General features: G+C 62.8%; 17 protein-coding genes. 1 reads left to right on the top strand and 16 read right to left on the bottom strand.

Features of this window, described 5'->3' with window-relative positions; all coding sequences use genetic code 11:
• Nucleotides 1–221 precede the first annotated feature (221 nt).
• Genes RAH42_RS11855 through RAH42_RS11835 form a run of 5 tightly spaced genes read right to left on the bottom strand, consistent with a single transcriptional unit; the run spans nucleotide 222 to nucleotide 6,284 of the window.
• Nucleotides 222–3,089 (bottom strand): UPF0182 family protein, encoded by a 2,868-nt coding sequence (locus RAH42_RS11855; RefSeq protein ID WP_120372737.1) that lies wholly within the window; start codon nucleotides 3,087–3,089, stop codon nucleotides 222–224.
• 52 nt (nucleotides 3,090–3,141) lie between these two features.
• The gene (locus RAH42_RS11850) at nucleotides 3,142–3,924 is read right to left on the bottom strand and encodes a hypothetical protein (RefSeq protein WP_120372736.1); all 783 of its coding nucleotides are present in this window, start codon (nucleotides 3,922–3,924) and stop codon (nucleotides 3,142–3,144) included.
• A gap of 30 nt (nucleotides 3,925–3,954) precedes the next feature.
• Entirely contained in the window at nucleotides 3,955–5,034 is a 1,080-nt protein-coding gene (tal, locus tag RAH42_RS11845; RefSeq protein WP_120372735.1) for a transaldolase, read from the bottom strand.
• A 32-nt stretch (nucleotides 5,035–5,066) separates the two neighbouring features.
• Entirely contained in the window at nucleotides 5,067–5,783 is a 717-nt protein-coding gene (locus RAH42_RS11840; protein ID WP_120372734.1) for a sulfite exporter TauE/SafE family protein, read from the bottom strand.
• A 9-nt stretch (nucleotides 5,784–5,792) separates the two neighbouring features.
• Nucleotides 5,793–6,284 (bottom strand): hypothetical protein, encoded by a 492-nt coding sequence (locus tag RAH42_RS11835; RefSeq protein ID WP_120372733.1) that lies wholly within the window; start codon nucleotides 6,282–6,284, stop codon nucleotides 5,793–5,795.
• A 327-nt stretch (nucleotides 6,285–6,611) separates the two neighbouring features.
• On the opposite strand from RAH42_RS11835, the gene RAH42_RS11830 reads away from it, so the two are divergent.
• Nucleotides 6,612–7,253 carry an HAD family hydrolase gene (locus tag RAH42_RS11830; protein ID WP_009164596.1) on the top strand — a complete coding sequence of 214 codons (642 nt, stop codon included), beginning with the start codon at nucleotides 6,612–6,614 and terminating at the stop codon, nucleotides 7,251–7,253.
• A gap of 52 nt (nucleotides 7,254–7,305) precedes the next feature.
• Here RAH42_RS11830 and RAH42_RS11825 read toward each other — a convergent pair whose 3' ends face one another.
• The 11 genes from RAH42_RS11825 to RAH42_RS11775 form a co-directional block, all read right to left on the bottom strand.
• Nucleotides 7,306–8,436, bottom strand: a complete 1,131-nt coding sequence (locus RAH42_RS11825; protein ID WP_120372732.1) for an MmcQ/YjbR family DNA-binding protein — start codon at nucleotides 8,434–8,436, stop codon at nucleotides 7,306–7,308.
• Between the two features lie 13 nt (nucleotides 8,437–8,449).
• Entirely contained in the window at nucleotides 8,450–8,995 is a 546-nt protein-coding gene (locus tag RAH42_RS11820; RefSeq protein ID WP_158606313.1) for a GNAT family N-acetyltransferase, read from the bottom strand.
• A gap of 77 nt (nucleotides 8,996–9,072) precedes the next feature.
• The gene (locus RAH42_RS11815; RefSeq protein ID WP_233543508.1) at nucleotides 9,073–10,215 is read right to left on the bottom strand and encodes a M20/M25/M40 family metallo-hydrolase; all 1,143 of its coding nucleotides are present in this window, start codon (nucleotides 10,213–10,215) and stop codon (nucleotides 9,073–9,075) included.
• Nucleotides 10,216–10,283: 68 nt separating this feature from the next.
• Nucleotides 10,284–11,177 carry a DMT family transporter gene (locus tag RAH42_RS11810; protein ID WP_009164600.1) on the bottom strand — a complete coding sequence of 298 codons (894 nt, stop codon included), beginning with the start codon at nucleotides 11,175–11,177 and terminating at the stop codon, nucleotides 10,284–10,286.
• Nucleotides 11,178–11,451: 274 nt separating this feature from the next.
• Complete coding sequence (locus RAH42_RS11805) at nucleotides 11,452–13,386, bottom strand: S9 family peptidase (RefSeq protein ID WP_120372729.1); 1,935 nt, start codon at nucleotides 13,384–13,386, stop codon at nucleotides 11,452–11,454.
• Nucleotides 13,387–13,442: 56 nt separating this feature from the next.
• Nucleotides 13,443–14,477 (bottom strand): membrane dipeptidase, encoded by a 1,035-nt coding sequence (locus RAH42_RS11800; RefSeq protein WP_317539588.1) that lies wholly within the window; start codon nucleotides 14,475–14,477, stop codon nucleotides 13,443–13,445.
• 259 nt (nucleotides 14,478–14,736) lie between these two features.
• Nucleotides 14,737–19,809, bottom strand: coding sequence for a YadA-like family protein (locus RAH42_RS11795; RefSeq protein ID WP_317539587.1), 5,073 nt, complete (start codon nucleotides 19,807–19,809; stop codon nucleotides 14,737–14,739).
• 439 nt (nucleotides 19,810–20,248) lie between these two features.
• Nucleotides 20,249–21,805 carry a citrate lyase subunit alpha gene (citF, locus tag RAH42_RS11790; RefSeq protein ID WP_317539586.1) on the bottom strand — a complete coding sequence of 519 codons (1,557 nt, stop codon included), beginning with the start codon at nucleotides 21,803–21,805 and terminating at the stop codon, nucleotides 20,249–20,251.
• 1 nt (nucleotide 21,806) lies between these two features.
• Nucleotides 21,807–22,718, bottom strand: a complete 912-nt coding sequence (locus RAH42_RS11785; protein WP_317539585.1) for an aldolase/citrate lyase family protein — start codon at nucleotides 22,716–22,718, stop codon at nucleotides 21,807–21,809.
• Nucleotides 22,715–23,020 carry a citrate lyase acyl carrier protein gene (gene citD / locus RAH42_RS11780; protein WP_078015011.1) on the bottom strand — a complete coding sequence of 102 codons (306 nt, stop codon included), beginning with the start codon at nucleotides 23,018–23,020 and terminating at the stop codon, nucleotides 22,715–22,717. Before citD ends, RAH42_RS11785 begins: the two co-directional genes overlap by 4 nt.
• Nucleotides 23,021–23,103: 83 nt before the next feature.
• On the bottom strand, nucleotides 23,104–24,615 hold the full coding sequence (locus RAH42_RS11775) for a tripartite tricarboxylate transporter permease (protein ID WP_317539584.1): 1,512 nt from the start codon (nucleotides 24,613–24,615) through the stop codon (nucleotides 23,104–23,106).
• Nucleotides 24,616–24,628 lie beyond the last annotated feature (13 nt).

Here is a 24,628-nt window from a genome sequence, read left to right as displayed (position 1 = left end):
GTACGAGCCAAATGTAACACGAGAAGAGAATAAGCTGAGTCTTATAGTTTCTAATAAAACGATATTTACAACAACAATATTATAAGAATAGCCATAATATACAATTATTGATATGCTCCCTCCATAATTGACAGTGATTTATCCCACTGCCCCTCATGGGGGGAGCATATCAGTGCGAACCGGAACGGGCCGAGGCTTTGCGTTTTATCTACAATACAGCGCTACTGGATCCCTTGGGGGAACATCGCGTTCAGGCTTTTTTCCAGGTCGCCCATAGCCTGACCGTAGGCGTTCCAGTCGGCGCTTTTCAGGGCCTGCTGGGAGCGGTCCCAGGCGTTTTTCGCCTGACGCCCCAGGGCCTGGATTTCGCTGTCTCCGGCAGCGGGGAGCGCGGGCTGGGAGCCCGATTGCGGAGTCTGACCGGACGGGAGCGAGAGTGAGGCGTCCTGCTCGCCGGGCCGATAGTTGAGCAGTTTTTCCAGCGCGCCTTCGAACGTCTCGTCCCAGACGACGTGCCCGCCGCTGGAGAGGATGACTCGCTTGAGCTCGGGCAGGTCGCTCTGGCTGGCCTTGAGGTACAGCGGGCGCACGTAGAGCAGCGAGTTGTTGACGGGCACCACAAGCAGATGGCCGAGGATCACGTCGCTGCCGCGCTGCGACCACAGCGAGAGCTGGGCGCTGATCTCCGGCGTCTGGTTGATGAGGGCGCTGATCTGGTTGGGGCCGTAGATCAACGTCTGCTTGGGGAAGCGGTAGAGCACGAGCTTGCCGTAATTGGCGCCGTCGCAGCGGCCGGCCATCCAGGAGATCATGTTGTCGCGCCCCACGGGCGTGTACGGAGTCATCATCAGGAACTCGGGCTTGCTCTCGCCGATCAGCTTGTTCATCACGTAGTACGACGACAGCGTGCCCTCGTTTGCCTCGCCCTGCAGCGTGTTCCACACGTCTTCCTTGTTGTAGAAGGTGTTCGGGTCGGCCATGTGGTAGGTGCGGTAGATGTTGGCCTGCACGGAGAAGAGGTCGCGCGGATAGCGCAGGTGGGCGCGCAGCTCGGAACTCATCTCGCCGCCGGGCGTGAAGAGGCTGGGGAAGATGCGCCGCCAGCAGGCGATGATGGGATCCTGTTCGTCGATGACGTAAAACTTCATGTGGCCGTCGTAGGCGTCGACGGTGCACTTGACGCTGTTGCGGATGTAGTTGATGCCGCCGGTGAGCCGTCCGCGGCGGTAACGGTGGCCGACCGGCTCCGAGTAGGGATAGAGGCTCGACGTGGTGTACGCGTCGACGATCCAGACGATGCGGCCGCCGATCACGGCGATGTAGGGGTCGGAATCGTAGGTCAGAAACGGCGCGGCGCGGTTGAGGCGGGCGCGGACGTTGCGCTCGTAGATGACGCGGCTCTCGGGCGTGAACACGTCGGAGAAGAGGATCTTCGAGTCGCCGAACGCCAGCGTGTAGACGAGCCGCCGCCACAGCGAGCCGATGGGCACGCCGCCGTCGCCCTCGTAGGTGCTGCGCGCGTTGGATTCGCCCATGGGATAGTCGAATTCTTTCACCGACGTTTTGACGAAGGCGTAACTCATCGGGTTTTCGCCGAAATAGATCTGCGGCTGGCTGATGGGCAGATCCACAGCGCTGACCGGCGGCAGGTCCTTGATCCAGAGGTTGGGCTGCCCGTTCTGTCCCACTTCGCGCGCGCCGTTCATGACGATGCCGTAGCCGTGCGTGAACTCGAGATGCTGGTTGACCCAGGTGCGGTTCTGCATGCCGCTCAGGTCCAGTTCGCGCGGCGCCAGCATCACCTGGCGCATCTTGCCGCCGATGGTGTAGCGGTCGATGTCGATGGCCGAGAAATCGTAATAGCTGCGGATCTCCTGGAGCTGCTTGTAGCTGCGCAGCAACGCGCGGTAGTCCCACAGGCGCATGTTCTCCAGCGTCTCCGGATCGGCCGCCGCGTCTTCGACGGTCAGCCCCGCGTCGGGCGTGATCTCGCTGGTCTCGATCTTGTCCATGCCGTAGGCGTGGAGCGTGGCCTCGATGTTGTTGCTGATGTATTCCTTTTCCTTCTCGAACTCGTTGGGCACCACGATATAACGTTGCACCAGCTCGGGATAGAGCCCGCGCAGCGCCACGTTGCAGACGACGAAGATGCCGACGACGATGCCGATGAATTTCCAGCTGCGGTTGCTCCTGATCGCGAACAGCAGCAGCCCCGCCGCGGCGAAAGCCAGCGCGGCCAGCGCCGACAGCGCCAGCAGCGTGGCGTGGATGTCGGTATAGCCGGGGCCGAAAACGACGCCGTTGGGGTTATAGAGCAGCAGATAGCGCTGCAGCACATACGACAGCCCCCAGAGCGCGGTCAGCACGGCGCCGAGCGTCAGCGCATGGGCGCGCACGGGGCGGGGGATCTCGACGCTGCCGAGGCGCGCGCCGCTGAAAAGGCGGAAGGCGTACAGCGCGCCGCAGACGACCAACACGTTGAACAGCAGATCCATGAGCCAGTTCTGCAAAAAATTCCAGAACGGCAGCGAGAACACGTAGAATCCCACGTCGTTGCCGAAAATGGCGTCTTTCACGCCGAAGGCGCCGCCGTGCGCGAACTGAAGGATCATCTGCCACTGCCCCATGGAGTCGGAACCGGCGCTGACGGCCATGAAAAGCCCGACGGCCAGCGGCAGCCAGCGGCTCCATTTGTGGTTCAGGATCAGCGAAAGCACGTCGTTCGCGCCGGGGATGCCGCGGGCGATGCGCAGCGCTGCGCGCAGATTGGGATAGACGATCACGAAGGCGACGGCCGAAAAGACGCCCAGCAGCGCCCACTGCGGCAGCAGCCGCGTCCAGAAGACCGACGTGATGCGCTCGGCCTCGTACCAGTAATAATCGGCGAGGAACGAGGCGATCATCGGCAGCCCGACGGCGACGGCCAGCAGCAGCGCCAGCAAAAACAGCGTGCGCCTGCTGAAGGGCAGCGATACTTTGGGGAAAGAGGGGCGCTGTTCGCGGCGTTCCGAACCTCCGTTGCCGAAGGGGAACCCGCCGAAAGGAAAACCGCCGAAGGGGCCGTTTCCGTCCTGATTGTTCCAGTTCATGGGTTTAGACCTCCCTGCTCTATGTTTTTCAGCGGCGCGCGGCCGCGCCGTTTCAAGAAGCCCGCTTTTCCGCCGCGTTCTTTTCGGGCTGCGAAGCGGCGTAGTCCCACCGCAGGCCGCCGGGCAGCGGCTTGGGGAGGATGCGGCTGTGCACCGAGCATTGACCGTCGCGGAACTCGACCTTGCTCAGGTACAGCGGCAGATTGTACTTTTTCATGTCGATGAAGGGCTGGATCTTTTGCAGCGCCCGCTCGACCGTCCCCGCCGAAACTTCCTGATTGTTGACCTTGAGGCGGATGTCGTCGAGCCACAGCGCCGTGCCGCGGGGAACGATGCGGCAGGAAAGGTCGAGCCGGATCTTGAGGCGCATCAGGCGCAGGTCGGCGCGGTAATAGGCCGTGGCGTTGATGCGGCCGGCGCTCATCTTCACCCGGACGTTCTGCCACTCTTTTTCGTGGCCGAAAACGTGGCGGCGCAGAAAGTCGTTAACGTCGTCCTCGGTGAAGGTCGCCTCGGCGTGGCAGGCCAGCATGGAATCCACGCGCGGATGCTCCATGCCCGCCCACTGCGCCGGCGGCGTCACCTGGGCGTCGAAGCAGTCCATTCTCAGCGAACGGATGCGCATGCCGCGCACGTCGGCGTTGACGCATTCCAAATAGCCCCAGGGGATGTAACCGTTTTCGCGCGGCGCCGAGCTGAGCTGGAAATAGGCTTTTTCCGGCGCCAGGTTGCGCAGGAACACGCCGAACAGTTCCTGGCCGCGGTCGGGCGCGCCCCAGGCGGCCGAAGCGCCGAGAAGAAACAGCAGGACGAGGCATGATTTCAGATATTTCAAAGGAGCGGCTCCTTTCGGGGAAGTCGTGGCTTAGGCCAGCGCCGCGCGCTTGGCGGCGATGATGCCCATCATGTCGCGGAAGGACTGAGCGAACGAAGCCAGCCCGTCGGCCAGCAGCTTTTCAGTGACGGCGGCCAGATCGACGCCGAGCGCCGGCAGCGCCGCCAGCTCGTCGGCAAAGCCGGGAGTGCGCACGGTGGCACCGGGCGTCCCCTGCTTCATGAACGCTTCGAGGGCCGCCGGCGGCAGCGTGTTCACCGTGTCCCTGCCGATCAGGGAATCGGCGTAGAGCGTGGGCGAATAGACTTTGTTCTTCACGCCCGTGCTGGCCCAGAGCGGGCGCTGCACGCGCGCGCCCTGGGCGGCCAGCGCCTGCCAGCGCGGCGACGAGAACAGTTCCGCGAACTTGGCGTAAACGGCGCGGGCGTTGGCCACGGCGATGCGCCCGGCCAGTTCCGGAGCTTTTTCCGCCAGCACGGGATCGAGCGCCGTGTCGATGCGGCTGACGAAGACCGAGGCGACCGAAGCTTGCCCCAGCGGCAGCCCTTGAGCGGCGCGGCGCTCCAGCGCGCGGATATACGCTTCGGCGACGGCTGTGTACTGTTCCAGCGAGAAGATCAGCGTGGCGTTGACGTTCGCCCCCGCGGCGATCACGTCTTCCAACGCGGCGGCGCCCGCGGGCGTGGCAGGGATCTTGATCATGGCGTTGGGGCGGTCCAGAGCCTTCCACAGGCGCAGCGCTTCGGACACCGTGGTGTCGCGGTCGTCGGCGATGAGCGGGTTGACCTCGAGGCTGACGAAGCCGTCGCCGCCGCGCGATTCGTCCCACAGCGGGCGGAAGAGCGCGCAGGCTTCGCGCACCTCGCTCAGCGTCAGCGCGTCGTAGATCTCCGCGTCGCTTTTGCCGGCGGCGATCAGCGCTTTGACGTCGGCGTCGTAATCGGCGGAACCGGCCAGCGCCTTCTGGAAGATGGCGGGATTGGTGGTGACGCCGCGCACGCCGGCTTCCAACAGCTTCTTCAGCTCGCCGCCGCGGATCGCCCCGCGGCTGATGGAATCGTACCAGACGCTCTGTCCGAGCGCGTACGTTTGGTGCAGTATATCGTTCATGAAGAACGCTCCTTTTTGAAAAATTGGCGCCGTCACAGCAGCAGCGACAGGCCCGAGACGACGATCATCGTCATCACGAAAACGCGAAAGAGCTTTTCCGACACGCGCTGTGCCAGTTTCAGCCCGGTCAACGCGCCGGCCAGCACGGCCGGCACGAGCAGCAGCGCCTCTTCCAGCAGCGAGGGGGCGAGCAGCCGCTGTTGCGCCAGCCCGATCAGCGTGAACAGATTCAACATCAGGAAGAACGCCGAGATCGAGGCGCGGAACACGTCTTTCCTGACGCTGCCGGCAGTGAGGAAGATCGCGATCGGCGGCCCCGAGACCGCCAGAGCGCCGTTCAGCACGCCGCAGGCAAAGCCGACGCCCAGCTGCAGCGGCCGTTTTTCCACGGGACATTTCCAGCCCAGCCACAGCAACGCGCCCGCCAGCGCGATGAAAAGCCCCGCCGTCGTCTTGAACGGCCCTTCCGGTACCGTTTTCAGCGCCCAGATTCCCGGCATCACGCCCAGCGCCGCGCCCGCCAGGATCGGCAGGATCAGCTGCAGGCGGATGCTGCGCCGCAGGTTCCAGAGGAAAAAAGAGTTCATGAACGTCGCCGCGATCAGCGACAGCGGCGTCACCGCTGCCGGCGGCAGAAAGCGCAGCAGTACCGGCACGCTGATCATGCCCATGCCGAATCCGGCCACGCCCTGCACGGCGCCGCCGAAAAAGACGATGCCCGCTGCCGCGAGAAGATGCGCCCCATCCATTGCGGTTGCTCAGCCCTGCAGGGGCTCCGACGCGGCGCCCTCGGAACGGAACAGCGTCAGATTGGCCAGCGTGTCGTCAAAGCTGTCGAACGGTCCCTTGCGCACGTCGACCGAGCCCATCATCGGGCCGCTGAGCCCCCAACGTTCGCCCGTGTCGCCGCGCCATTTCACCCACCACCAGCCGCCGCCTTCGAGCTTGTAGGCCGCGTAGCCGTCGCGCCAGCGCACCAAATCTTCGGTGACGCTGTCGGGATCGACGACGCCGAAATTGAAATCCTGCTGTTCCGGCACGTTTTCGGCAGTTTCCCGCTTTTCAGCCTTGCCGTCTCGTGCCAGCGCCGCCGCGAGACGGGCGAGGATGCGGGCGCCCTCGGCGCGCGAAACGCCCGAATCGAATTTCACGGTCACGCCGCCGTGCCCCGTGCGGAAGATCATCACGCAGTCGTTTTCGTAAGGCAGGTCTTCTCCGGCCGCCAGGTCTCTGGTCACATCGTAGATCATGAAGATCGCTCCCCCTGTCGCAAGGCAAACACAATGCAACGGTCTCATTATATCCTGTCGCGCCGCTTTTGGCACTGATGCTCGCAGGCAATTGAAAGACCTTGTTGAAAGTCGTTCCCGGGGGGCGTTCGGCGCCGCTTAAACCATGCGCCGTTCGATCCCGTCCGCCGCGGAAAATGTTCCGCGTAGAACATCCGATCCGAAAATCGTCGGCCGAATGGCCGGCTGCAAGGGGATTCGTTCCGCACACCGAGCGGCGCGATTGGTTTTGCGCCGGGAATGTGGTAGGATATGAGTTCAACATCGGGCAGGCAAAGGAGTTTTTTCATGACCATCAGAGCGGTGCTCTTCGATTTCGACATGACCCTGATCGACACCAGCGGCGCGCTGCTGGCGAACGTCAACAAGATCGCCGATCATTTCGGCCGTCCCCGCTGCACGCGCGAGCGTCTGCTGGAGGTGATCGGCTACAATTCGCGCGATTTCTGGCGGGTGCTGCTCGGCGACGAGCGCCCCGAATACGGCGAATATTACGTCGAAGAATGCGCGCCTTACGAAGCGGCGATGATGACGCCCGCGGCGGGCGCCGTCGAATGCGTCGCGGAACTGCGCGCATTGGGCGTCAAAGTGGGCTGCGCTTCCAACCGCATCGCGCCGCTCCGCGTCATCCGCGTCAAGCATCTCGAACACCTGATGGACTGCGTGGTCGGCGCCGACGCGGTGGCGCGCCCCAAACCCGCGCCCGACGTGCTGCTCAGGGGAGCCGAGTTGCTGGGCTGCGCCCCCGCAGAGGCCCTTTACGTGGGCGACACGCCCATCGACGTGGAGGCCGCCCGTCGCGCCGGCATGCGCAGCGTCGCCGTGCTCGCCAGCAATTCCGCCGAGACGCTGAACCGGGCCGGAGCTTGGCGGATCGTCGCCGATCTTCGCGGATTCGTCCCGCTGCTCAAAGGCGAAGGACTGCTTTAAAAGACGAAAATCGCCGGAAACGGATCTCCCAAGGAGCCGTTTCCGGCGATTTTCATTTGGCTCGGCGCGTCTTCGGCGGCCGTTTCGGCTTTTTCCCCGCGGCGGACGGCGCTTCAGGATCCTCCGCTTCGAGGCGGTCGATCTCGCGCCGCAGCGCTTCGGGCATGCGGCGGGCGCTGCGCACGGCGCGGACGCCGAATTTTTTCATCAGCGCCATCGGCAGCAGTTCGCGGCCGTAGCGGCGCAGCATGGCCAGGCGCATGACCCTGCTCATGCGCACGGCACCGTCGTCGTAGTCGTAAGGGATGTCGGTCTCGAGGGCGCGGCACTTGCAGTAGATGGCCGACACGGGAGAACCGATGTACAGGTAGACGAGGTCGCCCGGGCGCACGCGGGCGGTCTGCTTCCACGTGTGCACGGGATTTTCGGCGAAGCCCTTTTCCACGTCGTAATATCTGTAGTTGGCGGGCACGAGCCAGGCCCCGTCGCTGAGCGCGGCGGAACTTTTGCCCGAACCGCGGGCCGCGAAAGCGTGGCTGGCCTCGATCAGTTCCATGACGCGCCCGTCGCCGAGCGAATCGTCGAGCGCGACGGTGACCCAGTATTTTTTGTTCATGTGGTAGCAGCGGAAAACGCCCCGTTCTTTCAGGAGCGCGGGCACGTCCGCGGCGTCGGCCTTGACGTTGAGCACGTCGACTTCGCCGTCTTTCCCGGGTTCGAGCTTGTCGCGGCCGATGCGCATGATCACGCCGTACCATTTGCGCGTGCGCGGCTCGCGGAACACGGCGGACGAATCGCTCTGCCACGGGAACTCGGGCGGATCGCCAAAGCGCTCGCGGATCAGCGCGGCGACTCGGTTTGACTGGTCGGCGACGAAATCGTGCGCGGTGAAACACTGCTGCGCCAGCTCGCGCAAAACGTCCGCGTAGGCCTGCCGCACCGAGGCCACGAAAGCTCCCGACTGGCTGGGGATGTGCACGGCCAGGTATTCGTCGCCGGTGTCGAGGTCGTAGACGCGCCCGCGCACCTCGCCTTTGGCGTCGACGCGGATGTCGGCGCGGAACTGCCCGTCCATGAAGACGCGCGAACAACGCCACTCCCGCCCGTCTTTCTTCAGGCCGGCGGCCTCGAAGCGGGAAAAGTCGGGCCGCCGCCGCTGGAAGATCTCGCTCTCGAGTGTCATTCCAGCGCCTCCGTTAAAGCTCGAGAGCCATCAGATACAAAGACTGGTACCCGCCGCCACGCAAACGGAAAGCTTTCTCGCGCACGCCATACGTAACGAAGCCGAAGCGCTGGTACATCGCGACGGCTCGCTCGTTACCCGTTACTACGTCCAGTTCCAGTTGTTCGAACTGGGCCGCGCGGGCACACTCGAGCAGTGATTCCATGAGCAGGGAGCCGATTCCCCACCCCCAAGAGGCGCGAAGCACGCACAATCCCGCGCTGGCGCGATGACGGCATTTTTCGCAGGGAACGGGCGGAGCAAAACCGGCGCTGGCAGTCAGCACGCCGTCGACTTCGGCTATCAGCAGCAATTCCGTGGGACTGACCTCCGACGCTTCGATAGAACGCCGCTGCGCTTCGACGTCGACGGCGATCTCGTCGGAGTAGCGCAACATGAAGTCTGTTTCCACCGCGGCGCACCGGCGCTGCTCCAGCAACGCGGCGGCATCTTCGGCGGCCGCGCTGCGCAGAACGCAGAGGCTTCCGTTTCTCAGCGTTGTTTTACGAAAATATTTCATCTTTTTACCTTTCTTTGCCGTGATTTCGATCGCGGTCCTTTCTTGGCGTCTCCGGGCTGTTCGCCGGAGACGCCGTGTCATACGCGGCTGATGAACGACGCCATCATGGCCACGCGGGGCACGAGCTGGTCGAGATAGACCTGCTCCTGCGGGTTGTGCATGAAGTCGCCGACCACGCCCATGCCGTCGATGGTGGGCACGCCGGCGGCGGAAATGTCGTTGCCGTCCGAGCAGCCGCCCACCATGGGCGACGCCTCGAGTTCCATGTCGAGGTCGGTGCCGACCTGTTGAAGCAGCGCGAAGAGCTTTCGGTTGCCCTCGCACTCGGCCAGCGGCGGGTGAGACAGTCTGATCTCGAACTCCACGCGCGCGCCGGGCAGCACGGCCCCGCGCCCGGCGAAAACGGCGCGGCCGCGTTCGACTTCCTCGGGCACGCACATGCGCCAGTCCACGACCGCTTCGGCGTAATCGCAGACCACGTTGTCCGCGGTTCCGCCGCGGATCACGTTGGCGCTGAACGTGCTGCCGCCGGGGCCGTAATCCGACCGGCTCTCGGCGAAGAGGATCTGATGCGCCAGCTCGATATTGGCGTTGACGCCGCCCCGCGGATCGTTGCCGGAGTGGGCCGCCTTGCCCCAGCATTTGATGAGGATCTGGCCGCCGCCCTTGCGGCTGACCTTGATCAGGCCGGTTTTCGCCACGGCCGGCTCGGCGACGATGCAGGCGTAAGCCTCTTTCGCCTTTTCCAGCAGCAGCGGACGGGAATGGAACGATCCCGTTTCCTCGTCGGAGTTGTTGACGACCAGAACTTTCTTGTCCAGCTTCACGCCCAGCTCCTGAAGCGCTTTTAGCGCCCAGATCACGGAGATGTCGCCGCCCTTCATGTCGACCACCCCGGGGCCGTAGAGGACGTCGCCTTCGCGGCGCACCGGCACCGTTCCCAAAGGGTGGACCGTGTCGTAGTGGCCGACGATCAGCAGCGTGCGGTCGCCCGAGCCGATCTCGGTGACGAGATGGTCGCCCACTTCCGTCTGCGGCACGAACTGCGTCGCGACGCCGAGGCGGTCTTTGTAGAGCGAGGCAAGCAGCCGCGCGCACGCGTCGGCGGCCGCCTTGTCCCCGGTCGGCGATTCGGCGCGGGCGAGCGCGGCGAGGTCGGCGACGATGTCTTCCCTGTGCGCTTCGAGATAATCGTAAATTTTCTTTTCCAGAGCTCTCATGAAGAAACCTCCTTGCACAAACGCCTCGTTTTTTTCTTCGCCGCCGGCCCGAAAGACCGCGGCGGAGCTCACGCGCGCTCCGCCTGCGATTGTCTCTGCGCGGCGAAGAACAGCGCCAGCCCGGCGAGGATGACGGCGATGCCTGCGGCCTGCCGCGCCGAGAGCGTTTCGCCGAGGAACAGCCAGGCGAGGAAGCAGGTGCCCACCGGTTCGCCGAGGATCCCCATGGTGACGGTGGTGGCCGTGATCCACTTGAGCAGCACGTTGAACACCATCTGCCCGCCGATCGTCGAAATCAGCGCCAGACCGAGGAACGCGCCCCACGTGCCGGGCGCGTAGCCGGTGAACGGATGCCCCATGAAGAGCGCGTAAAGCGCCAGCACGGCCGAACTGCTGCCGTAGCTGAGCACCGAATAGGGCACAGCCCCCATGCGGCGGCGCAGGATCTGCCCGCAGAAGAAGTACAGACTGATGACGCCGCCGGAAACGAGCGCCAGCAGGTCGCCCCACAGCGACTGGCTGCTGACGCTGAAATCGCTCCAGCCCACGACCGCCGAGCCGACGATGGCGATCGCGCCGCCGGTCAGCGCGCGGGCGCCCAGCCTTTCGCCGAGGAACAGCCGCCCCCAGATCACCGAAAACAGCGGCTGCAGCGCCGCCAGCACGGTGGAGCTGGCGACCGACGTGTAGCGCAGCGACTCGAACCACATCACGTAATGAACGGCGAGGAAAAAACCGGCCAGCGCGCCTTCCGCATATTGAATCGGAGAGAGCGAGCGCAGCTCGCGCCGGTCGTTTTTGTGGCTCAACAGCCACGGCAGCAGCGCCAGCGTGGCGAAAAAGAGCCGGTAGAAGGCGATGACGCCCGCCGGCGCGCGGGCGACCTTGGCGAAAACGCCCGACGCGGACAACATGAACACGCCGGCTGCCAGCGCCAGATAAATGACGGAACGAGATCTCACGGCGATTCCTCCTTGCCTTCTCAGTCACATCGGCGGATCGCTTTTGGCGACGATTGTAAAAGAACGCGGCGGCAAAATCCGGCGCGCCGGCGGCGCGTCCGACCGAACCGCGAAGGCTCCGCCTGTCCCGGTCCAAGCGAACTCCGGCGGGCGGAGCGTTCCGTTTTTTTAGGTGCGCTGTCAAGGCTTGCGGCAACTTTGTTTGTGTAAAATGTTCCACGTGGAACATCAAAAGCGGGGCGAAAAACGCGGCGCGTTCTCTTCGTTTGGGATCCTAGCCTTTCAGATGGCCGTCGAACCACGCGGCGATCTCGCGCAGGCGGGCGAGGCGGTTCTTGGGGCGGCCGGAGCGGCTCAGCTCGTGATTCTCGCCGTTGAACAGGCACATGCGGCATTCCACGCCCAGCACCTTGAGCGCGGTAAACATCTGGAACGACTGGTCGCGCTCGCAGCGGAAATCTTCCTGCGACTGGATCAGCAGCAGCGGCGTCTTGACGTTGGCGACGTGCTTGAGCGGCGATTCCTGCCAGGCCTGTTCGCGCGCGTCCCACGGGCGGCCGCCGTGCTGGTCTTCCACGTAGTAGTAGCCGATGTCGCAGCTGCCGAATTTCGACACCCAGTTGCTGATCGGTCGCTGCGCCGCGGCCGCTTTGAAAAAGTCCGTCTGCGTGACGATCCAGTTGGTCATGTAGCCGCCGTAGGAGCCGCCCGTGACGCCGACGTTCTTCTCGTCGACGAAGGGCAGGTTGGCGACGCACCATTTCGTGAACGCCATGATGTCGCTGTAATCCTTGACGCCGTAAAAGCCGCGGATGTCGTCGAAACCGCCGGGCCGTCCGTCGCCGCCGCGCGGGTTGCAGTAGATCACGGCGTAGCCGCGAGAAGCCCAGCACTGCATCTCGTGGAAATAGACGCCGCCGAAGGCGCTTTTGGGGCCGCCGTGGATGTGCAGGATCGTCGGATACTTCCTGCCTTCCTCATAGCCCACGGGCTTCATGTACCAGCCGTCGAGCTGCCAGCCCTCGTTTTCGTAGCTCACGTGTTCGGGCGCGGAGAGCTGAAGCTCCTTCGTAACGTCTTCGTTGTGGCGCGTCAGCTGACGCTCGCGGCCGTTTTCGAGCAGATAGAGCTCCTGCAGCTGCAGGCTCTTGAAGCCCGTCATGACCGCCGCGCCGTCTTTCCAGTCCCAGTTGTCCACCGTGTCGGTCCCGTTGGTGAGAGCGGAGATGGAGCCGTCGGCTTCGAGCGCGTAGAGTCGGCTCCGGAAGCCCTCGGTGGCGCAGTAGATCACGCGCCCGCCCTCGACGGCGAAGCCGCCCTCCTGATCAGCCGTGTTGTAGCGGCAGTCGCTGCCCACGGCGTTGCGCAGGCTGCTGTCGAGAGCGGGCGTGACGGCGTCGAGCTTTTTGCCCTTAAGGAAGAAGAACTGGATGTTCTGATTCACGCCGACAGTTTTTTGGTCGCTGCCCGTGACCAGCACGCCGTCCTTGTACCAGCCGGCGTCCTTGAAGCCGAACGTCAGCCCTTCGCTGAGGCAGGACAGTTCGCCCGTGCCCAGGTCGAGCTCGTAGACGTGGTTGGTCGTCGGCTTCACGTCCGTATACTCGACGGCGACGAGCAGGGCTTTGCGGCCGTCATCGCTGAGATGGCAGCGCGCCACTTCCATATGCTCGGGCGTGACGCGCGTGAAGCCGCCGCTGGCGGCGTCGTACACGGCCAGCCCCGTGCGGCGCTGGCAGACGAAGCCCTTGCCGTTGGCGGTGAAAGGGAGCTGCTCGATCACGTAGTAGTCGGCGCCTTCGGGATTGTCGTAGACGGGCTCGAACGTCGCCGTCACCAGCCAGCGGCCGCCGCCGAGGTCGGCGATGGCGCTGGCCGGGCGGTCGATCGTGAACAGTTCGCGCGCCTCGCCGCCGTCAAGCGGCAGCGCGTAAAAGCGCGTGCTGTCCTTGGGCACGTCGCCGCGCCCGGAAGCGAAGATCAGCTCGCGCCCGTCGCGGCTCCAGGCGAAGAACTTCTCGGAGTTCGTGAACGTCAGCTGCCGCCCGCTGTCCGCGGCGAGGTCGTAAAGCCACAGGGCGCTGTCGTAATTGTTCTTGTCGAAGTTCGCCGAGCTGACCACGTAGGCGATCTTGCCGCCGTCGGGCGAAAACGCGGGACGCGAGAGGAACTTGAACTTTAACAGGTCGTCGTGTTGTACCGGTCTCATATGAACGTTCTCCTTTATAAGTATGGGAATTGAAAAACGGCGCGCGCCGCTGTGTTTTAGCCGATTGTGCGCTCCAAAAAGTTCAGCAGGTTTTCGCCGAGCGCGCCGCGAACTTCGTCCTCGCTGAAGCCGCGGGCCAGAAGCCCGGCCGTCAGCCGCCAGCTCTCGTCGTAGAACGGCACCGCGTCCTTCGGTTCGCGGCTGTTGCCGATACGGAACTCGTCGCAGAAATCGAAGCCGAAGCACAGATGTTCCGCGCCGGCGATCTGTTTGACGTGCGCGCCGTGCGCCGCCAGCTCGTCGGGATCCGCGCGCCCCGCGCTGCCCGCGTCGAGCCGCACGAAGTCGCTGCAGGCGTTCATGCCCATGACGCCGCCGCGCTGCGCGAGCGCGGCGATCTGCTCGTCGGTCAGGTTGCGCGCCACCGGCGTCAGCGCGCGGCAGTTGGAGTGGGAAGCGATGAACGGACGTTTGGTGAGCGCGCAGAGATCCCAGAACCCCTCGTCGTTGAGGTGCGAAACGTCCAGATACATGCCCAACCGTTCCGCCTCGTCGGCCAGCCGCGCGCCGAAATCCGTCAGGCCGCCCTTGCGCCCTTCGCGCCGCGGCTGGAAGAAGCAGCCGTCGGCGGCGTAGTTGCGGCGGCTCCAGACGATGCCGATGCCGCGCACGCCCAGCTCGTAAAAGGCGCGCAGCAGATTGAGGTCGTTGCCCAGCGGTTCCACTCCTTCAAACGACAGGAGCAGGGCGATCTTCCCCGCCGCGCGGGCGGCGCGGATCTCCGCGACGCCGCGGCACAGGACCAGATCGGGACACTGCGCCAGCTCCTCGTGCATGCAGGCGATCTGGTCGAGGGCGCGGCGCAGCGCCATTTCCGGCACGTGCCGGTCGTCGATGAAGATCGACGAGATCAGCAGGTCGACGCCGCCGGCGCGGATCTTTTCCAGATAATCCGTCCTGAAAACGTCCGTCCTGCCACCCTCGAGGCGCTTGGCGGCGAGCAGGTTGAGCAGGTCGTAGTGCGCGTCGGCCACAAAGCAATCACGGTGCAGCGCCTGCGCCCGCTCCTTCAATTCCGGGGTGATGTCCATAAAGTTCCCTCCTTGGCGAAATACTGCCATGATTATAACGCGAAAGCTCTATCGCGTCCCCATGGTGAAGGAAAAAAACGGCGCTCCCGGGACGACCGCCCCGTTTCGCGGAAGCGCCTTTCACGAAAAGAGCCGCGGCGAACGAGAATCGATCGTTCGCCGCGGCTCTTCGGTGCGGTGCTTGTTTTTCCGCCGCGGAACGGCGGCGTGTATCGCGTTTTTTTGCTTTTCTTCGTCCGCGGCAGTTTGTTCCCCGCTTTTATCTGATCTTGCCCGAAGCGCGCAGCAGGCGCTCGAGGCGCTCCACGCGCGCCTCCATTTCCGCCTTGACCGCGGCGATCTCTCGCGCCTGATTGGCTTTGCTCTCGACGAGTTCGTGCTTGAGCGAAGACACCTCGGCCTGCAGCTCGGCGTTCTCCTTCTGCATCACGTAGACGCTGCTGATCGGGCCGGAGCGGTAGCGTTCGGGGATCTGGTCTTTGTCTTCCTTGCGGCCGATCTTCCACGTCAGGCCGGCGTTGGCCATCGACTCGCCGTGGTGCGTGACGGACACTCCGGCGTGGACCATGAAGTCTTCTTTCAGGTAGTGCGCGAAGCCGAGGGCCAGCGCGTACTCGCCTCTGTACGCTCCGAAGCCGGCCATGATCTGGCTGGGCTCGACGGGGTCGTACTGCATCGGTTTCAGTCCGGCGAGCGCGGAGCCGAGCGCGCCGGTGCTCTTGATTTCGCTTCTCAGTTCGCCCATCTGGTTGTAGACGCTGCCGAAGTTGTTGTAGATGTTGGTGAACTGGGTGTCGACGGCGCTGAGGGCGTCGCCGACGTTATGGTACGTGCCGCCGCGGATGACGTAGGTGGGGGCGGAGACGGAGCCGTCAGGGTTGACAGAGGAGCCGCCGCCGAGGTGATTGGAGACGCTCGACGACACGCCCCAGAGCTGCGAGCCGTTGACCGCGTCGGCGCTGGTCTGAGTGACGTCTCCCCTGGCGACGTTGACGATCTTGTTGCCGGTCGCGTCGAAGCCTTTGGCGGTGACTTTGCCGGCGAAGGTGGGCGCGTCGACGACGCGCACGGTCACGTCTCTTTCGTCGCGGGTAATTTCAATGTTGCTGCCGTTCTTGAACTGGACGGTATTGTTCTTGGCGACGACGATCGACGGTCCTCCATTGGTCTGAAGGTTCCATTTGCCGCCCTGCCCCGCGTCGGGATCGAGGCCGATCGTGACGACGCCGCCCGCGACGGTGGTAATGACGCCGTTGGCGCCGACGAACTTGATGTCCGGCGTCGCGCTTTGTCCGAGCGTGACCGTGTGCGCGGGAGACGTTGTGGAGTCGCTGAGGGTGAATTTGTAGGTCGCGGCCCCGCCTGCGGCGGAGACGGCCGCCCGAAGTTGGGCGACGTTGACGGCGTCGGTATCTTCAAAACCGGCTGCGACGTTGGTGATCTGGCGGGTGCGTCCTGTCGTCTTGTCGCCGATGGAAAGCGCGCCCAAGGTGGATTGCCACGCGCTGCCGCTCTCCGTGGACGCGGCTCCGGTGGAAGGATCATAGCCTTGCACGTTCGCAGCCGTATCCGCCACGCTGTAGGAGCCCAGCGCTACGCCAGCGTCCGTTGTAGCTTTCGCTCCATAGCCGCCGACAGCGGTAGCGGTCTGCGCGTTTGCCGCGCTGTCTGCGCCCAGCGCCATCGACCAGCCGCCGGAAGCGTTTGCATGCCAACCCATGGCGACATCCATGGTCTTTTTCGTTGCGCTTTCCGCTCCGATGGCAACGGTCCAGCCCCCTTCCGCCGTACTTTCATTGCCGACAGCCACTGCCATTTCGCCGGATACGGTCAGTTTATTCCCCAGCGCCACGCCCCACTGTCCGCCGCCGTGATTGTCATTTGAGCCGATGATTTTATTGGCAATGCCGAAAGAGGAGCCCAGATTTTCCGCTTCGGAGTCGGTACCGACGACGACGCTGCCGCCGTTTGCCGTATTCTTCATACCGACGGCCACGTTCTGGTCAGAACCTCTTCCCCCGCCGGTCTTGGTATATGTCCATGTGGTGCCGTTCCGTTCCGCCGTGTAGCCCACAAGGTTCCCCACGCCAAGGACCGTATTCTGTTCACCGGCCACATGGGTTATTTTATTGTCGTAATTCTCGTAATCCGTACCGAAGACTGCGTTATGCACGCCGTCCACGGTCAGGCTCTGGCCGACGACGATGCTGTTGTTCCTTCCATTCTTGACGCCCGCCAGCGTGTTGTTGTTGCCGAGGACGGTGCTGTTGTTGCCGGAAGACGAGGAGGAAATGCCGATGACCATGCTGTCCGTCCCGGTCGCTCCGTCGTTGGCATAGTTCGTCCCCGCTCCCTGTTTGTCGCTCTTCACGGAATAGTAGCGGACGGCGCCGTTTGCTATGGCCGTATTCAAAGCTTTCATCTGCGCCACGTTGACGGCGTCGGTGTCTTCCGTGCCGGCCGCCACGCCTGTGATCTGGCGAGTGACGCCTTTTGAAACGTCGCCTACGGAAACGGCGGCTGCGGTGGCTTTCCAGGTGCCGACAATCAGATTCCTTTCGCCGCGAGCGGTATCGTACTTTGTCTCCGCATCCGTATACCCGGTTTTAGCGGAATTCATGGCTGCCTGAGCCGTATCCATGGCCGCTTTGGCATCATCCATTTTTTTCTTGCGTGCCAAATCATATTGATTACCGGAATGCTCGTAGCTGTGATAAGTCTGATAAGCCTGTGTATATGCGGCGCTCTTCTCCAGGAAATCATTGACTTTTCCTTCGTAGTCCGCTTTCTTCGTGGTGTAATCGGATTCCAAACCGGGTAATGCTGCGTTCAGCTGTGTCAGTCTTTCTGTTTTTCCTGACAAAGTTGCTATTTCCGCGTCATTTTGGATGTTTTTCTTTGTGGCGGGGTTATAACCGTATACCCCGGCGTCCACGGAGGAAACAGACTCGCTGCCGAGGGCTACGCCGCCGTTTTTCTGCACATCCGTATTGTAGCCGAGCATGACGGCGTTGCTAACATTGGCGGTATGTGTCTTATCCGGGACAATAGCTTTCACATTGTATGGAATCGGTATGCCTGTATATCCTCCCGGCGTACCGGCAGAATTTCCCAAACTGGGCGTGTAGGTTTTGCTCACTACATCTTCCCTGGTTGCCATGGAGCCAAGAACGACATTATTCGCTCCGCCGGACAGTTGATGGTAATCGCCGATCACCACGTCAGCCGTTCCGTCAGACACACTGTTTCCCGTACCTACGACGGACACGCGGTTCACGTTGATTCCTGTGTTCTGGAACCCCGTCACTGTATTGTTGGAGCTGACGCCGTTTGTCGTACCGTTCAGGATATTTCCCGTTCCGATGATTTGAGAACGCCTTGCATAATCAGAGGTGTTGCCGTTACCCACAGCCAAGACAGAGCCGCCGCCGGTAGCCGCAAAATTACCCATTGCTTTTGCAGCCTGATCCGAATACCCTTCCTGATAACCGCTGCGGAAAAGCAATTCTGTCATAGCGCCTTGCCCGAATGTTCCCTCCAGTCCGCTTGACATGTCTCCTGTGGCGTGAGAAATGATATTTCCTGAACCGAATACCATGGAATTATCTGCATTATCCAGTTTGTTCCAGGTGCCGATTATACTGCCCGCCACGCCATTTGAGGTGTCACCGTCCGAGGTAATCTTATTATTTACCCCATAAATGGAAGACCAGATATTCGGAAAAAAGCCATCATTGCTTTCAATGACAGAATTGTGTCCTGTCACAGTTCCTTCGTGCCCCAGAGCCAGTGCGCTGTGTCCCACCGCCACGCTCAATCCCCGGGCGCTTTGCGCATTATACCCCACGACAACGCTGCCGCTGCCCTGTTCCCTTTTGCCGGACGCCTTTTCCTCCGGTGTCATGGAGCCGATGATTACCGATTCCTTGATTGTGCCAAATGTTTGATAATCGCCGATTACGATGCCCGAGTTGGGATTGGTCGTTTCGTTGTTGTTCCCGATGATGGTGAGGCTTTCCGTCCCCTTCATGTAGGTATCGTTGCCGGAAATTTTGTTGCCCATGCCGATGACCAGATCCGAGGTGCTGTTGCGCACGATGCCCTGATATCCGGAAACGGTGCCGGCATCCCGCTCCGTGATGCTGTTGTTGTCGCCGAACACGTTCTGGCGGTCGCTGTTCGTCACGGTATTCTTCTTGCCGATGACCCGTACGTCTTCGCTGTCTTTGACGTTGTTCTCCTCGCCCAGCACATACGTGTGTTTTACTTTTTCTCCGGTATTCTTGTACCCATTGATCATGTTGTAGCGGCTGGCATCGCTGTTTGTCCCCGTCAGCGTGTTATTGACGCCGATCAGCTGCGAGGTCATGGCGTAGTTCGCCTTGTTCCCGCCGCCGATGGCCAGCACCGCCCCGCCGCCTTCGGACGATTTGACGGCGCCGCGCAGCGTGTCGGCAAACTCTTTGGCCGAATTTCCGCCGCCGGTAAACATGCTGATGCCCGATATCGCGCCGATCGAATTTTCCACTTCGTTGCCGGTGCCGAAGATCAAGGCGCCGTTGGCGTTGTTCGTGCGGTTCGCCGTACCGACGACGCTGTTGGCGATCCCTGAAACTTCCGAAGAAGAGCTGTTCGATTCGATGCTGTTCAGGGAACCGACGATATTGGCCCCCATATTTTGTGTAACATAAGAAGACCAATTACTGCCATTATATTTTCCGGAAATGATGGAATACGTGCCGAGCACGGAGGAAAACGCTCCCTGATTGTAACTGTTCGCGCCGATGGTGGTGGCGTTGATGTTCACGTTTCTCGATTTGACGTTTAACACGTCGGAGCCGTCGACTTCCACGTCGCCGAGTTTCCCGACGTATTTGTGGTCCCCGATCATCGTGCTGCCGGAGCGGGCGTAGGCGTTCTGGCCGATGGCGACGCTGCTCGCCCATTTCTTCTCATCTGTCTGCCCGAATTTGAAGAATTTTTCCTGATTGCCGTACATGTTCTCGACGAAAGCGTTCTTGCCGATAGCGATGCTGCCTTCCTGCATGACGTAATCGTCGATCTGCGCGTGGTCGCCGATGACGACCGCGCCGTTGGTCGCCGCGTTGTTGCGAAGCTGCGTATCGTTGCCGATTCTGATGTTCTGGTTCCCCGGCTCGACGAATGTCGTCACGCCGTCCGGCGCCGCTGCTCCCGGCACGGGGCGCAGCAGCATCAGGCCGAGCGCCACGGCCGCCAGCGCGCCGCCTTTCAGGACGGCCGACGAATTCCTTTTCGTCCCGTGCGCCTCGGGAGCGGAGCGGTGCGGACCATGCGTGTTTCCCTTTTCCATCAAAAATTTCCTCCTTCCGGAACTTCAAAAAATATCCACGGAATTGTGGGGTGAAAACGTATTTTGCAGAAACAACAAAACAAATTCATGGTAACATGTTTATCTTTATAATAAACCTGATTATTAAGTTAATTTCGGCTCGGGGGGGGGGTAAGATAATTATTTCATATAAGATTATTTAAATTCATCGTCTCGATGAAAAATGGACGCCCGCGCGAAAGGTATCGCGAAGGCATGGAGGAATGCAAGAAGAAAGGTTTTGCGGCGCCCGGCGAAAAAAAATCTGCCGCGTCCTTCGCTCTTTCGCGAGGGACGCGGCAGATTTTTTTTCGGGAGTTCCAGTTTTCGGGGCTCGGGGGTGAAGTACGCAAACTTGGCGAAATGCCGCTCCGATTATGCTGCGAAAGCGGGAACAATCCCTCGCGGGGAGCGCGGCGCGTTACGATCTTTCGTACGGCTTGATCTCGCGCACGACGTCGAGGATCGTGCCGTCGCGGGCTTCGAGGATGGCGACGACTTTGTCGTTCCATTGCAGCGGATCGGGGCGGCCGACGAGCGCGTAGGCTTTTTCTTGGAGCTCTTTGATACTCACGTGCTTGACGCCGGCGCGGTCGAGGCAGTCGACGATGTCCTGCCGTCTGGGGTTGACGGCGACGCCGTAATCGGTGACGACGACGTCGACGCACTCGCCGGGGGTGGTGACGGTGACGACGCGCTCGCAGACGGTGGCCATGCGGCCGCGGGTCAGCGGCGTGACGATGACGGTGCATTTGGCGCCGGCGGCGGTGTCGGGATGGCCGCCGGGCGCGCCGCGCAGCACGCCGTCGGAGCCGGTGATGACGTTGACGTTGAAGTCGACGTCAACTTCCAGCGCGGCGAGGATGACGAAGTCGAGCTTGTTGACGAAGGCGCCTTTGTTGGCGGGGTTGGCGTATTCGCCGGCGCTGATCTCGTAATGGCGGGGATTGGTGCGGATGTCGTCGATGGCGCCGGTGTCGAAATCCTGCGTATCGACGACGCAGCCCACGAGCCCCTTGCGCTGCAGCTCGCAGATGGGGCCGGCGATGCCGCCGATGGCGAAGCTCATTTTGATGCCGCGCTCGCGCATGAGCGGCTCGATGAAACGGTTCACGGCCAGCGAGGGGCCGCCCGCGCCGGTCTGGAAGCTGAAGCCGTCTTTGAACCACGGCGTGGCGGCCATGACTTTGGCGGTGGCCTCGGCCATCATCAGATCGCGGGGATTTTGGGTCATGCGCGCGGCGGCGGAGGCGATCTTTTTCGGATCGCCGATCTCGTCGACTTTTACCACGTAGTCCACGTTGACGCCGTGGATCGAAGCGGGAAAGTTGGGGTAGGGCACGAGCGTGTCGGTGATGACGACGACCTTGTCGGCGTATTCCGAATCGACGACGGCGTAGGAGAGCACGCCGCAGTCGCTCTTGCCGCCGACGGCGCGGCAGTTGCCGTACTCGTCGGACGTGGGAGAACCGATGAAGGCCACGTCGATGTGCACGTCGCCCTCCTCGATGGCGCGCACGCGGCCGCCGTGGCTGCGCAGGATCGCGGGCGTCTTCAGCTTGCCGCGGGACACCACTTCGCCCATCCGCCCGCGGATGCCGCTGGTCTGAAGGCCGGTGACGACGCCGTCTTCGATGTAGCGGGCCACGGGATCGTGAGCCGAGCCCAGGCTGGAGGCGGCGATGGTGATGTCTTTGAGGCCGAGGGCGACGATCTCCTTCATGACCATGTTGACGACAAAGTCGCCGTCGCGGAAGTGGTGATGGAAGGAGACGGTCATGCCGTCCTTGAGCCCGCACGCTAGGATGGCCTCGCGGATGGAGGCGACGATTTTGCTTTCCCGCGGCTTTTCGCAGATGCGCGTGCGCGGGCCCTGTTTTTTTATGTACCGGCCGTCGCGGGCGTAAGCGCCCGCGTAAGGTTTCCAACCCTGAGCGATCAGTTCTTCGGGAATTTCCCGGCCGACTGCGTTCAGCATTTTACAGTTCCCCCTCGTAAACGCCGCTGGCCTTGGCGAGCGCGATGACGCGCTCGGCGCCGGGCACAAAGGCGATGTCGATCATTTTGCCGTTGATGGTGAACACGCCGACGCCTTTGGCGGCGTTTTCGCGATAGGCTTTGACGAGCGTCTCGGCGGCGGCGATCTCCTGCGGCGTCGGCGCCAGCATCTCGTGGACGATGCGGATCTGCCGGGGATTGATCAGCGACTTGCCGTCGAAGCCCATGTCCTTGTTCTGCTGCATTTCGGCGCGGAAGCCCGCCTCGTCGTCGAGATCGGTGAAGACGGTGTCGAAGCACTGCACGCCGGCGGCGCGGGCGGCGATCAGCATCTGGCCGCGGGCGGCGAGCATCTCGATACCGCCAGGGACCGGCTTGACCTGCATGCACTTGCGGTAGTCGCCGCCGGAAAGGGCGATGCCGAACAGGCGGGGCGAAGCGGTGCAGATCTCGTAAGCGTTGAGCACGCCCTTGGGGCTTTCGATGGCGGCCATCAGCAGCGTGCGTCCCTCTTCGACGCCGAACTCGCGCTCGGCTTCGGTCACGGCGGCGTCCACGGTTTGCACGTCGGCGGCGCTTTCGGTCTTGGCGATGCGGATGCCGTCGGCGCCTCCGGCCACAGCGACGCGCACGTCCTCGCGCCAGTGCGGCGTGTCGAGGCCGTTGATGCGCACGAGCACTTCCGTGTCGCCGTAATCGACGGTTTTCAGCGCGTGATAAAGCGAAAAGCGCGCCGCGTCCTTCTGGTTCTCGGCCACCGCGTCTTCGAGGTCGAGCATGATCGAGTCGGCTCCGTAAATATACGCGTCCTTGATCAGTCCGGGCTTCTGCGCGTTCATGAACATCATCGTGCGGCGCAGGCGGAACTTTTCCGGTTTCGGGCGGGGGATCATGCGATCTCGCCTCCCCAGGGATACGGTCCGTCGGCGTCGCGCTGACAGCCGCGGTAATAGGCGCACTCGACGCGCGCCGTGATGGTGCAGTCCAGCGCGCCGTGGTCGCTGACGGTGACGGCGGCGTTTTTCACGCCGAGGCGCGCCAGCGTGGCGAGCACGGTCTCTTTGATCTGGCGGCCGTACTGGTTGATGACGGTGCTTTCAAGGTTCAGGCTGATGCCCGACGGCGCCGGCTCGAGCGTAACCATCACGTCGCTCGATTCGAGCGTGCCGGCCACGCCGGTGGTTTTCAGTTCCATGGCTTTGACCTCCTGACAGGATTTCTACGATAATTCCAAGGAGAAAGCGCAGCCGGGAAAGCGCTGCGCTCGATCGGACAAAATCAGGCGTTCGCCGACGGTTTCTTTTTTCCGAAGAAAGAGGCGACGATGGGGTAGACCAAGAGGGCGACGCTGAGCACCATCAGGGAGCCGGCGATGGGGCGCGAGAACATGCTTACCAGGTCGGCGCGCGAGATCGTATAGGCGCGGCTGAAGTTGCTCTCGCAGATCTCGCCCAGCACCAGGCCGAGGATCATGGCGGCGCTGTTGAAGCGGCAGACGGCGAAGATCAGCCCGACGATGCCGGCGACGGCCATGATCTTCACGTCGGCGATGCTCATGTTGGTGGCGTAGGAACCGATGATGGCCAGCATGACGATGATCGGGCCGAGATAGCTGTAGGGGATGGCGAGGATCTTCGCGAAGACCTTGGCGATGCCCATGGCGACGATGACCATGAGGATGTTGGTGACGAGCATGGAGGCGAACGTGGCGCTCAGGTACTGGGGCTGGTTGGTGAGCAGCAGCGGCCCGAGCTGCACGCCCTTGAGCACCAGCGCGCTCATCATCACGGCCGCGGCGTTGCCGCCGGGGATGCCGAGCGAGAGCAAAGGCACCATAGCGCCGCCGGTGGCGGCGTTGTTGGCCGATTCGGATGCGGCGATGCCGTCGATGATGCCGGTGCCGAACTTCTCGGGATGCTTGGAGAGCTTCGTTTCCGTGGAGTAGCACAGGAACGAGGCGATCGTCGCGCCGGCGCCGGGAAGGATGCCGATGATCGTGCCGATAATGGAGCAGCGAAGCACGAGCCACTTGATCCTCAGCCACTCGGCCAGCGTGGGCATCTTCGTGTCCACGTGACCGCCGCCGACGCCTTCCTTGGCGTCGAGGCGGTCGCTCTTGCGCGTCTGCTTGAGCACCTCGGTGACGGCGAAAATACCGATCAGCACGGGGATCATTTCCAGACCGGCCAGCAGTTCTTTGGAGCCGAAGGTCATGCGCTGCACGGCGTACATCCTGTCCTGGCCGACGCAGGCCAGAAGCAGGCCGATCAGGCCGGAGATGATCGTGCGCAGGATGTTGGACGAGTCGAGACAGGCGAGGATCGACAGACCCATGAACGTGATCGCGAACAGGTCGGAAGGGCCGAACGACAGCGCCGCCTGCGTGAGCTGCGGCGAAAGCAGCAGCATGCAGAACGCCGAGACCAGGCCGCCGATCGCCGAAGCGCCGAGCGCCACTCCCAGAGCCTTGCCGGCTTCGCCGCGCTGCGCCATCGGGTAGCCGTCGAACGTCGTCGGCGCGCTGGAAGGTACGCCTGGAATCTTGAACAGGATCGCCGTGATCGAGCCGCCGGTGATGGCCGAGCAGTAAACGGCCACGAGGAAGACGATGGCCGGCACCGGCTCCATGCTGTACGTAAACGGCAGCCCGAGCGCCACGGCCATCGTGGAGCTGACGCCGGGCAGAGCGCCGAAGATCGTCCCCATCACGATGGCCATGACCACCATGAAAAACACTTGCGGCTCCATCAGCACGCTGAAGCCGCTTTGCAGCAATTCAAAAGTCGACATTCCGATTCACCGC

Source organism: Pyramidobacter sp. YE332 (assembly GCF_033060595.1).
Taxonomy (GTDB): domain Bacteria; phylum Synergistota; class Synergistia; order Synergistales; family Dethiosulfovibrionaceae; genus Pyramidobacter.
The sequence above is the reverse complement of the archived record's forward strand: the minus strand, read 5'-3'. Positions and strand labels throughout refer to the sequence as shown.

What these genes read in the sequence shown, in the direction of transcription:
- RAH42_RS11795 (WP_317539587.1), bottom strand. Translation starts at nt 19,809, where the DNA reads ATGGAAAAGGGAAACACGCATGGTCCGCACCGCTCCGCTCCCGAGGCG.
- RAH42_RS11840 (WP_120372734.1), bottom strand. Translation starts at nt 5,783, where the DNA reads ATGGATGGGGCGCATCTTCTCGCGGCAGCGGGCATCGTCTTTTTCGGC.
- RAH42_RS11825 (WP_120372732.1), bottom strand. Translation starts at nt 8,436, where the DNA reads ATGACACTCGAGAGCGAGATCTTCCAGCGGCGGCGGCCCGACTTTTCC.
- RAH42_RS11855 (WP_120372737.1), bottom strand. Translation starts at nt 3,089, where the DNA reads ATGAACTGGAACAATCAGGACGGAAACGGCCCCTTCGGCGGTTTTCCT.
- RAH42_RS11785 (WP_317539585.1), bottom strand. Translation starts at nt 22,718, where the DNA reads ATGATCCCCCGCCCGAAACCGGAAAAGTTCCGCCTGCGCCGCACGATG.
- RAH42_RS11835 (WP_120372733.1), bottom strand. Translation starts at nt 6,284, where the DNA reads ATGATCTACGATGTGACCAGAGACCTGGCGGCCGGAGAAGACCTGCCT.
- RAH42_RS11830 (WP_009164596.1), top strand. Translation starts at nt 6,612, where the DNA reads ATGACCATCAGAGCGGTGCTCTTCGATTTCGACATGACCCTGATCGAC.
- tal (WP_120372735.1), bottom strand. Translation starts at nt 5,034, where the DNA reads ATGAACGATATACTGCACCAAACGTACGCGCTCGGACAGAGCGTCTGG.
- RAH42_RS11820 (WP_158606313.1), bottom strand. Translation starts at nt 8,995, where the DNA reads ATGAAATATTTTCGTAAAACAACGCTGAGAAACGGAAGCCTCTGCGTT.
- RAH42_RS11815 (WP_233543508.1), bottom strand. Translation starts at nt 10,215, where the DNA reads ATGAGAGCTCTGGAAAAGAAAATTTACGATTATCTCGAAGCGCACAGG.
- RAH42_RS11800 (WP_317539588.1), bottom strand. Translation starts at nt 14,477, where the DNA reads ATGGACATCACCCCGGAATTGAAGGAGCGGGCGCAGGCGCTGCACCGT.
- citF (WP_317539586.1), bottom strand. Translation starts at nt 21,805, where the DNA reads ATGCTGAACGCAGTCGGCCGGGAAATTCCCGAAGAACTGATCGCTCAG.
- citD (WP_078015011.1), bottom strand. Translation starts at nt 23,020, where the DNA reads ATGGAACTGAAAACCACCGGCGTGGCCGGCACGCTCGAATCGAGCGAC.
- RAH42_RS11775 (WP_317539584.1), bottom strand. Translation starts at nt 24,615, where the DNA reads ATGTCGACTTTTGAATTGCTGCAAAGCGGCTTCAGCGTGCTGATGGAG.
- RAH42_RS11805 (WP_120372729.1), bottom strand. Translation starts at nt 13,386, where the DNA reads ATGAGACCGGTACAACACGACGACCTGTTAAAGTTCAAGTTCCTCTCG.